6 protein-coding genes are annotated in these 9796 nt (G+C 73.7%); 4 read left to right on the top strand and 2 right to left on the bottom strand.

The genetic code is table 11. The features are described 5' to 3' along the window. The 4 genes from AB0O40_RS25785 to galE form a co-directional block, all read left to right on the top strand. Positions 1 to 1965: CDP-glycerol glycerophosphotransferase family protein (locus AB0O40_RS25785; protein ID WP_365046252.1), on the top strand; the 1965-nt coding region annotated here is incomplete at its 5' end. Continuing rightward, positions 1962 to 3119, top strand: a complete 1158-nt coding sequence (locus tag AB0O40_RS25780; protein ID WP_365046249.1) for a glycosyltransferase — start codon at positions 1962 to 1964, stop codon at positions 3117 to 3119. The genes AB0O40_RS25785 and AB0O40_RS25780, both read left to right, overlap by 4 nt. 49 nt (positions 3120 to 3168) lie before the next feature. After that, entirely contained in the window at positions 3169 to 4098 is a 930-nt protein-coding gene (gene galU / locus AB0O40_RS25775) for a UTP--glucose-1-phosphate uridylyltransferase GalU (protein ID WP_365046246.1), read from the top strand. After that, entirely contained in the window at positions 4095 to 5069 is a 975-nt protein-coding gene (gene galE / locus AB0O40_RS25770; protein ID WP_365046244.1) for a UDP-glucose 4-epimerase GalE, read from the top strand. The genes galU and galE overlap by 4 nt, the downstream gene beginning before the upstream one ends. An 82-nt stretch (positions 5070 to 5151) precedes the next feature. On the opposite strand, the gene AB0O40_RS25765 is transcribed toward galE, so the two are convergent. Next, a complete protein-coding gene (locus AB0O40_RS25765) occupies positions 5152 to 6129 on the bottom strand; it encodes a hypothetical protein (protein ID WP_365046241.1) in 978 nt (325 codons plus the stop codon). Then, a complete protein-coding gene (locus AB0O40_RS25760) occupies positions 6126 to 9668 on the bottom strand; it encodes a DNA polymerase III subunit alpha (protein ID WP_365046238.1) in 3543 nt (1180 codons plus the stop codon). Before AB0O40_RS25760 ends, AB0O40_RS25765 begins: the two co-directional genes overlap by 4 nt. Positions 9669 to 9796: the final 128 nt, after the last annotated feature.

The raw sequence follows: 9796 nt of genomic DNA, 5'->3' as shown, positions 1-9796 counted from the left end.
GCCACCATCGACCCCGGCGCCTACGACCACGTCCAGCCCCTCCAGGCCATCTGCGCCTACCTCCTCAGCAAGGAGGACTGGGACAACCTCCTGCCGGCCGTGGACAGCCTGGCCAACCCGGAGAAGATCTCCTCGCCGCTGCACGAGCGCGACGGCCGGATCTACTGGTGCGCCGAGCACCTGGACGACGAACGCGCCCGCAGCGTGCTCGACGTCACCGCGCTCGGCCTGCACGCCCGGCCGCTCGGCAAGATGTTCCTGCGCAACGTCCTGACCGGGTACGAGGCCCGGGAGGGCACCGCCGTGCTCGAGGGGCGGATCGTCAACCCGCTCGGCGTCGTCCCGCCGGGTGCCTCGCTCAAGGGCGAGCTGGAGTTCAGCGCGCGCCGGCGCAGCCTGCAGTCCTTCCGCTTCCCGGCCACGGTCCGGCACGACGGCGACGCCGTGGCGTGGCGCGCCGAGGCCGGCCTCGCCGAGCACCTGCGCCCGATCGGCGTGGTCGACGCCGTGTGGGACGTCCGGCTGCACCTGGACGTCGACGGGGTGCGCACCACGACCCGGCTGACCCCCGGCGACCCGGGGCTCGTCGAGGGCTCGCTGCCGGTCCGCCCGCGGCTCACCCGCATGGTCGCCGACCACCTCGAGCCCGAGGTCTCCCCCAAGGGCCACCTCGCCTTCTGCCTGGTCTCGCACGACCGGCGCGGCGAGGCCGTGCAGCAGTTCATCGACCGCGGGATGAAGGGCCGCGCGGGCACCGTCGCCAAGAAGGGCGTCCGCAAGGTCAGGAACGTCCGCGGGAAGCTCACCTCGGGCGACACCAAGATCCGCATGTACCACGAGGTGTTCAGCCGGCTGCCCGTCAAGAAGGGCCTGGTCGTCTTCGAGAGCCACCTCGGTGCGCAGTACAGCGACAGCCCGCGGGCCCTGTACGAGGAGATGCGCGCGCAGGGCCTCGAGTTCGACGCCGTGTGGTCGCACAGCGGCAGCACCAAGGGCTTCCCCAAGGACGCCACGCTGGTGCGCCGCTGGTCACTGCCCTACCTCAAGGCGCTGGCCCAGGCGGAGTTCTGGATCGACAACCAGGGCTTCCCGCTCAAGCTCGCCAAGCGGCCCGAGACCACGTACCTCCAGACCTGGCACGGTTCCGCGCTCAAGCGGATGGGCTTCGACGAGCCGGCGTGGAAGCTCAAGTCCAAGCCGCAGCAGGACGAGGTGCAGGCGACCCTGGACCGTTTCGACCGGTTCCTGGTCCGTTCGGAGCACGACGTGCGGACGCTGGCCAAGGGCCTGCGGCTGCGCGAGGACGTGCTGCTGCGCACCGGGTACCCGCGCAACGACGCCCTGGTGCGCGCCCGGGAGCGGGAGGCCGCCGGGGGTGCCCGTGAACGCGGCCCGGTGGCGGCCCGGTTGGGGATCCCCGCGGACAAGCAGGTGGTGCTGTACGCGCCGACCTTCCGGACCCGGGGCCGCAACAGCCAGAACTTCGAACTCCCCTTTGACGTGGAGGAGTTCGCCGAGCGCTTCGGTGACCGGTACGTGCTGGTGGTGCGCTCGCACTACCTCAACCACGTGTCGCTGCCGCCGTCGGTCCGCGGCAAGGTCGTCGACGCCTCGGCCGGGTACGACGCCACCGAGGTACTGGCCCTGGCCGACGCGCTGATCACCGACTACTCGTCGATCATGTTCGACTACGCGCTCCTGGACCGGCCGGTGTTCCTCTTCGCGTACGACTACGAGGAGTACACCCAGGGCCGGGGCGCCTATTTCGACCTCTTCGAGTGCGCCCCGGGACCGGTCCTGCGGACCGCCGAGGAGCTTTTCGAAAGCCTCGGCTCGCTCGACCGCGCCGCCCGCGACCACGCCGTGGACCGGAAGCGATTTGTTGCCGAATTCGGCGAGTACGACACGGGTTCTTCCGCCCGTCGCATCGTCGACGAGTTCTTCTCCCACTGGAGGAATGGATGACCGAGTACGCCGACCCGAGGCGCGACATCTTCTTCGTGTCCAACCAGGTCGACGAGTTGGGCGGAGTGACCACCTGGACCCACCAGATGGCGCGGCTGTTCACCGAGCGCGGCCACGACGTCCACGTCATCGGCATCACCGAGTGCGAGGTGCCGCAGGACCTGGGCGGCGACCTGCCGTACCCGACGACCACGCTCTACGACCAGCACCCGCCGAAGGTGCCCAGCACCAGTGGCGTGCACAAGATCAACGTCGCGCGCCGGCGGGTCAAGAGCAAGCGCGACGAGGGCATGCAGGAGCAGGCGGCCAAGCTGACCGCGCTGTTCGCGCGGGCCAGGCCCGGCGCGGTGGTCATCGTCACCCAGGTCTGGGCGATGGAGTGGGTCGCCCTCGCCGACACCACGGGGCTCACCGTCATCGGCATGAGCCACGAGTCCTTCGAGTACAGCAAGGCCAGTTCGCGCTTCGGCCGGGTGCAGAAGTTCTACAAGGACGTCGACCGGATGCTGGTGCTGACCCAGGAGGACGCCGACCTCTGGATCCGGCAGGGCCTGGACAACTCCTCGTTCATGCCCAACCCGCTGCCCTTCATCCCGGACACGCCCTCGCCGCGCAGCGAGAAGGTCGTCACGAGCATCGGGCGGCTCTCCGACCAGAAGGGCATCGACATGCTCCTCGACTCCTGGGCGGAGGTCGCGCCGAAGCACCCGGACTGGACGCTGCGCATCTTCGGTTCCGGCGAGGACGAGGAGATGCTGAAGAAGCAGTGCGCCGAGCTGGGGCTGAACTCCTCGGTGGAGTGGATGGGCCGCACCAGCGACGTCATCGGCGCGCTGCACGGCGGTTCGGTCTTCGTGCAGTCCTCCCGCGGTGAGGGCTTCCCGCTGGCGCTGATGGAGGCCATGGCGGCGGGCGTGCCGTGCGCCGCCTTCGACTGCGCCCCGGGCGTCCGGGAGATCATCAAGGACGGCGAGGACGGCCTGCTGGCCGCGCTGGGCAACACCGGCGGCCTCGCGCGCATCCTGAGCACCCTCATGTCGGACAAGGAACTGCGCGATGCGATGGGCGACCTGGCCCGTGAGCGAATACAGCGGTACGCCCCCCAGGAGATCGTGTCCCGTTGGGAGCGGCTGTTCTCCTTCCTCGACCGTTGATCGACGGGCCGATTTCTTTCATGTGTAACAGGTTGGTGGATTCATGGGCATGAAAAACTCGCAGCAGACGGTCGTCAAGGCCGTCATCCCGGCCGCCGGTCTCGGCACCCGCTTCCTGCCGGCGACCAAGGCCACGCCCAAGGAGATGCTGCCCGTCGTCGACAAGCCGGCGATCCAGTACGTGGTCGAGGAGGCGGTCTCCGCCGGACTGACCGACGTGCTGATGATCACCGGCCGCAGCAAGCGCGCGCTCGAGGACCACTTCGACCGGAACTACGAGCTGGAGTCGGCCCTGCTCACCAAGGGCGACGACGACCGGCTCAAGAAGGTCCAGGAGTCCAGCGACCTGGCCACCATGCACTACGTCCGCCAGGGCGACCCGCGCGGCCTGGGCCACGCCGTCCTGTGCGCCGCCCCGCACGTGGGCGACCAGCCCTTCGCCGTCCTCCTCGGCGACGACCTCATCGACCCCCGCGACCCGCTGCTGGCCCGCCTGGTCGAGGTCCAGGGCCGCACCGGGGGCAGCGTGATCGCCCTGATGGAGGTCGCCCCCGAGCAGATCCACCTCTACGGCTGCGCGGCGGTCGAGGCGACCGAGGACGCGGACGTCGTCCGGGTCACCGACCTGGTCGAGAAGCCGGCCACCGGCGAGGCCCCGAGCAACTACGCGGTCATCGGCCGGTACGTGCTGAACCCCGCGGTCTTCGACGTGCTGCGGGAGACCGAGCCGGGCCGCGGCGGGGAGATCCAGCTCACCGACGCCCTGCAGAAGCTCGCCGCCGACGAGAGCGTGGGCGGCCCGGTGCACGGCGTGGTCTTCAAGGGCCGCCGCTACGACACCGGCGACCGCGGGGACTACCTCCGGGCCATCGTCCGGCTGGCGAGCGAACGCGAGGACCTGGGACCGGAGTTCCGGACCTGGCTGCGTCACTTCGTGACCGAGGAGCTGGCCGCGGACACCGAGGAGTCGGGCGCATGAGCAAGTACCTGGTCACGGGCGGCGCGGGCTACGTCGGCAGCGTCGTCGCCGCGCACCTGCTGGAGGCCGGCCACGAGGTGGTCGTGCTCGACAACCTCTCCACCGGCTTCCGCGAGGGCGTGCCGGCCGGCGCCTCCTTCGTCGAGGCCGACATCCGCGAGGCCGCCGAGCACCTGGACGCGTCCTTCGACGCGGTCCTGCACTTCGCCGCGTTCTCCCAGGTCGGCGAGTCCGTGGTGAACCCGGCGAAGTACTGGGAGAACAACGTCGGCGGCACCATGGCGCTGCTGGCCGCCATGCGCGGCGCGGGCGTCGCGAAGCTGGTGTTCTCCTCGACGGCGGCGACCTACGGCGAGCCGGCGTCGACCCCGATCACCGAGTCGATGCCGACCGCGCCGACCAACCCGTACGGCGCCTCCAAGCTGGCCGTGGACCACATGATCTCGGGCGAGTGCGCGGCGCACGGGCTGGCCGCGGTGTCGCTGCGCTACTTCAACGTGGCCGGCGCCTACGGCGAGTGCGGTGAGCGGCACGACCCGGAGAGCCACCTGATCCCGCTGGTGCTCCAGGTCGCGCAGGGCCGCCGGGAGGCCATCTCGGTCTTCGGCGACGACTACCCGACCCCGGACGGCACCTGCGTGCGCGACTACATCCACGTCGCCGACCTCGCCGAGGCCCATCTGGCCGCGCTGGAGTCCGCCGGCCCCGGCGAGCACCTGATCTGCAACCTGGGCAACGGCAACGGCTTCTCGGTGCGCGAGGTCGTCGAGGCCGTCCGCAAGGTGACCGGTCACCCGGTCCCCGAGGTGGTCGCCCCGCGGCGGGCCGGCGACCCGGCCGTCCTGGTGGCCTCCGCCGCCGCCGCGCACGACCGGCTCGGCTGGCAGCCCCGGCGCCCCGACCTGGCCGGCATCATCGCGGACGCCTGGGAGTTCGCCCAGCGTCACGCCGGGGAGTCCGCCGGCGCCTGAGGCGGCCCGACGGACGGACGGCGCACGGCCCCCGGGGGTTTCCCGGGGGCCGTCCTCGTGCGCACGGCACCTCGTACGCCCCTCAGGAGGCGCGGGGGAGGCTGGCCGGGCGGACGGCGCCGGGCCAGCGGGCGGTGATGCGGTCGAGGACCGGCTCGAGGCGGCGGGCGTTCTCGGTGCGCCGGTCGAAGGTGAGCTGGCTGCCGGCCAGCCGGTCGGCGCCCAGCCCCTCGGCCCGCAGCGAGAGGGCGGTGACCCGGGCGCGCTGGAGGCCCAGCGCCTCGTGCAGGGACCGGGCGGCCGCGGCGAGCACGGGGGTGTGCGCCGAGGGTTCGGGGAGCGTCCTGGTCCGGGTGGTCGTGGAGCGGTCGGCGTAGCGCACCGTGAGGCTCAGCGAGCGGGCCACCTGACGGTCCGTACGCAGCTGCCGGCCGAGGTCCACGGCCAGCGCGAGCAGGGCGCGGTGGTGCTCCGCCGCGTCGGTCTCGTGCCGGTCGAACCGCCAGGCCGCACCGGCCGTGGCGGGCGGGCCGTACGCCACCACGCGGGTCCGGTCGAGGCCGCGGGCGCGCTCGTGCAGCAGCCGGCCCTGCTTCGCCCCCAGGATCCGCTGCAGGGTCGCCTCGGAGACGGCCGCCACCTTCCCGATGCTGTCCAGGCCGTAGGCGCACAGGGTGCCGGCCGTCTTCGGCCCGACCCCGTGCAGCGCCGCGACGGGCTTGGGGTCCAGGAAGGCGGCGATGCTCCCGGGGGTGTCCGCCACGCAGCGGACCGCGCCGGGCGGGCCGTCGTGCGCGGCCATCCGGGCGAGCAGCGGGTTGGGGCCCACGCCCACCGCGCAGTCCAGGCCGTACAGCGCCAGCATCCGGACCCGGACCAGCTCGCCGAGGCCGAGCGCGTCACGGTCGAAGTAGCGCTCGCTGCCGCCGACTTCGGCCAGGGCGGCGTCCGGCGGCAGCGCCTCGACGACCGGGGTGATGTCCGCGAGCACCCGGACCAGCGGCTGCCAGGTCCCCCAGGGCCCCGGCACCCGGACGTAGAGGACGGACGGGCCTCTCATCCGGCGCTCCCGGGGCTGGAGTGCCACAGCTTGCGGCCGGTGGCCGGGCCGGCGCCGGGCGGTTGGAGGTCGGCCCAGGCGTTGAGCTCGTAGCCGGTGGCCAGCCGGATGGTCCGGCCGCCGGGGGCCGGACCGGCCGCCCCCTCGGTCTCCGGTCCGGTCTCCCCCTCGGTCTCCGGTCCGGCCGCCCGCCCGGTCTCCGGGGCCGCCGCCGGCTCGGCCAGTCTGGCCGCCACCGCCGTCAGGCCGCCGGTGCGCCGCAGTTCCACCAGTTCGGCGAGGTTCCAGGCCGCCGCGCCCACCACGCTCAGGCTCTGCGGGCCGCGCCGCTGCACCACGCCCCGGACCAGCAGCAGCCAGGAGTGGAAGACGGTGTGCGCGCAGGCCTCGTGGCTGTCGTCGAAGAAGGCGAGGTCCACCAGGCCGGTGCCGTCGTCGAGGGTGGTGAAGACGACCCGCTTGCCCGAGCGGATGGGCGGGGTCTGGGTGGCCGCCTTGGCGCCCGCGACCAGGACGGTCTGGCCGTGCCGCAGCTCGCGCAGCCGGCGGGCCGGGACCGCGCCCAGTTCCTCGAGGAAGGCGTGGTGGTCGGTCATCAGGTGCCGGGTGGTGTCCATGCCGAGCACCCCGAGCTCGGCGCTGAGGCGTTCGGCCTCGTTGAGGTCGGGCAGGCCGACGGCTGCGGTCTGCCGGCCGCCGCCGAGAGGGAGTTGGCCGCCGCGGGCGGCGGATCCGCTCTGGGATCGGTGGAGTTCGGACAGGTGCAGCAGCAGGTCCCGCCGGTTGGCCCCGAAGGAGTCCAACGCGCCGACCTGGGCGAGTCGTTCGGCCACCGGCCGGCCGGGGTGGGCGCGGTCCCAGAAGTCGAGCAGGGAGGCGTAGGGCTGGCCGGCCTCGATCCGGGCGGCCTCGGCCGCGCTGATGCCGTGCACGTCGGAGAGGGCCAGCCGGAGTCCCCACCGCTCCCGCCCCTCGGAGACCAGTTCGATGCGGTGGGCGACCGCGGACCGGTTCACGTCCAGCGGCAGCACCGGCACCCCGCGCCGCCGGGCGTCCGCGAGCAGCAGCCGCTTGGGGTACATGCCCGGGTCGTGGGTGAGCAGCCCGGCGTAGAAGGCGGCCGGGTGGTGGGCCTTGAGCCAGGCGGACTGGTACGTCGGGACGGCGAAGGCCACCGCGTGCGCCTTGCAGAAGCCGTAGCTGCCGAAGGCCTCGACGATCTCCCAGGTGCGGGCGATCACCTCGGGCGGGTAGCCGCGCTCCTCGGCGCGCAGCGCGAACCACGGCTTGATCCGGCCCTGCGACTCCGGGTCGGACAGCCCCCGCCGGACCCGGTCGGCCTCGTCCCGGCCGCAGCCGGTCATGATGTCGACGATCTCGATGATCTGCTCGTGGAAGACCACCACGCCGTAGGTCTCGCGCAGCGGCTCCGCCAGGTCCGGGTGCGGGAAGCGGACCGGCGCGCGGCCGTGCCGAGCCTCGATGAACGGCCGGACCATGTCGGCGGCCACCGGGCCGGGCCGGAAGAGCGAGATGTCGACCACCAGGTCGTGGAAGTCGGCCGGTTGCAGCCGCCCCACCAGGTCGCGCTGGCCCGGGGACTCGATCTGGAAGCAGCCCAGGGTCTCGGCCGAGCGGATCAGCTCGTACGTGGCCGGGTCGCCGGGCGGCACCTGCACGGGGTCGTCGAGGTCGAGCTCCGCGCCCGTGGCGCGCCGGAGTTCGGCGACCGCGTGGGCCATCGCGGACTGCATCCGCACGCCGAGCACGTCGAGCTTGAGCAGGCCCAGGTCCTCCACGTCCTCCTTGTCGAACTGGGACATCGGGAAGGGGGCGCCGCCGCTCTCGCCCGGGCCGAGCGGGACCTCGCCGGCGGTGGGCACGACGGGGGTGCGGGCCAGCAGGCCGGCGTCGGAGAGCAGCACCCCGCACGGGTGCATGGCGACCCCGCGCGGCAGCGCGTCGAGGGCTTCGACCAGCTCCCACAGGCGGCCGTGCTCCTCGCCCCGGACGCCGCGCAGTTCGGGCAGTTCCGCCAGGGCGGCGCGGGCGTCCCGGGCGCGGATGTGCGGGAAGGCCTTGGCCAGCCGGTCGGTCTCGGCCGGGTCCATGGACAGGGCGGCGCCGACGTCGCGGATGGCGTGCCGGACCCGGTAGGTCTCGGGCATGGCGACGGCGGCCACCCGGGCGGTGCCGAAGCGGTCGACGATGGCCCGGTAGACCTCCAGGCGGCGGGCGGACTCCACGTCGATGTCGATGTCGGGCAGTACCGGCCGGCGCTTGGACAGGAAGCGCTCCATCAGGAGGTTCTGCTCCACCGGGTCGGCGTGCGCGATGCCGAGCAGGTGGTTGACGAGGGAGCCCGCCCCCGAGCCGCGGGCCGCCACCCGGATGCCCATGTCCCGCACGTCGTCCACGACCTGAGCGACCGTCAGGAAGTAGGAGGCGAAGTCGTGGTGGGCGATGATGTCCAGCTCGTGGTGCATCCGGTCCCAGTAGGCGCGCCGGCCGGCGTAGCCGCGCCGGACCATGCCGGCGGCGCAGCGGGAGGCCAGCACCCGCTGGGCGGTGCGCCGGCCGGCGCCGACCAGGGCCGGCTCGGGGAAGTGTGCGGAGCCCAGGCCCAGGTCGCCCTCGGGGTCCACGGCGCAGGCCCCGGCGGTGTCCAGGGTCCGCGCCAGCAGCCGGCGGGCGTCCGCGGCGCGCAGCCCGGCCGCCTCGGCGACCCGGTCGGCGAGGACGGCCATGGCGTCGGCACCCTTGAGCCAGCGCTCGCCGCCGTCCAGTCCCCGGCGGGGGTCGACGGGCACCAGCCGGCGGGCCGCGTCCAGGACGTCGGCCACCGGGCCCTGGCCGGGGTCGGCGTACCGGACCGCGTTGCTCAGGACGGCGGGTACGCCCTGCTCGGCGGCGAAGCCCACGGTCCGGGCGGCCAGCCGCAGCGAGCCGGGGCCGGTGCCGTCCCGGCCGTGGTGGACGGCCTCCAGTCGCAGGGCGTCGCCGTAGACCTCGCGCCAGGGGGCCAGCAGCCGGGCGGCCCGGTCGGGGCGGCCGGCGGCCAGCGCCCGGCCGACCTCGGAGCCGGGGCCGAGCAGGACGAAGAGGCCTTCGGCGTGGTTGTCGTCCCAGGGCAGCAGGGGCGGCCGGGTGCCGGCCGCGTGCGCGGCGGTGACCAGCCGGCACAGCCCGGCCCAGCCGGTGGCGCCGTCACGGGCGAGGAAGACGGCCCGGGGGGCGGACTCGTCGACGAAGGCGCCGCCCCGGACCGGGGTGCGCCGGCGCTGCGTGACACGTGCCACCGCGGCCTCGCCGGGCACCGGGGCCGGGGCCACCGCCAGCTCGGTGCCGAAGAGGGGCCGGACGCCCCGCCCGGCGCAGGCCTTGGCGAACCGGACCGCACCCGCGAGGGTGTCCCGGTCGGTGAGGGCGAGGGCGTCCATGCCCCGCTCGGCGGCACGCTCCGCCAGCCGCTCCGGGTGCGAGCCGCCGTACCGCGCGGAGAACCCGGAAACGGTGTGCAGATGCACAAAACCGGGCACCCGCGCCTCCTGCTTCCCTTGATGACCGCCTCCCCCTCTTCCACCATAGACCAGTTTCGAACGCACATACGACACAAACGTTCGAACGGGTGACAGGGCCTCCCCCTGGACCGGTCCGGCCGCCTCCC

It is taken from the genome of Streptomyces sp. NPDC089919 (assembly GCF_040684615.1).
Classification (GTDB): Bacteria; Actinomycetota; Actinomycetes; order Streptomycetales; family Streptomycetaceae; genus Streptomyces.
Note: the sequence above shows the minus strand (reverse complement) of the source record. Positions and strands in the feature narration are given on the sequence as shown.

What these genes read in the sequence shown, in the direction of transcription:
- AB0O40_RS25780 (WP_365046249.1), top strand. Translation starts at nt 1,962, where the DNA reads ATGACCGAGTACGCCGACCCGAGGCGCGACATCTTCTTCGTGTCCAAC.
- AB0O40_RS25765 (WP_365046241.1), bottom strand. Translation starts at nt 6,129, where the DNA reads ATGAGAGGCCCGTCCGTCCTCTACGTCCGGGTGCCGGGGCCCTGGGGG.
- galE (WP_365046244.1), top strand. Translation starts at nt 4,095, where the DNA reads ATGAGCAAGTACCTGGTCACGGGCGGCGCGGGCTACGTCGGCAGCGTC.
- galU (WP_365046246.1), top strand. Translation starts at nt 3,169, where the DNA reads ATGAAAAACTCGCAGCAGACGGTCGTCAAGGCCGTCATCCCGGCCGCC.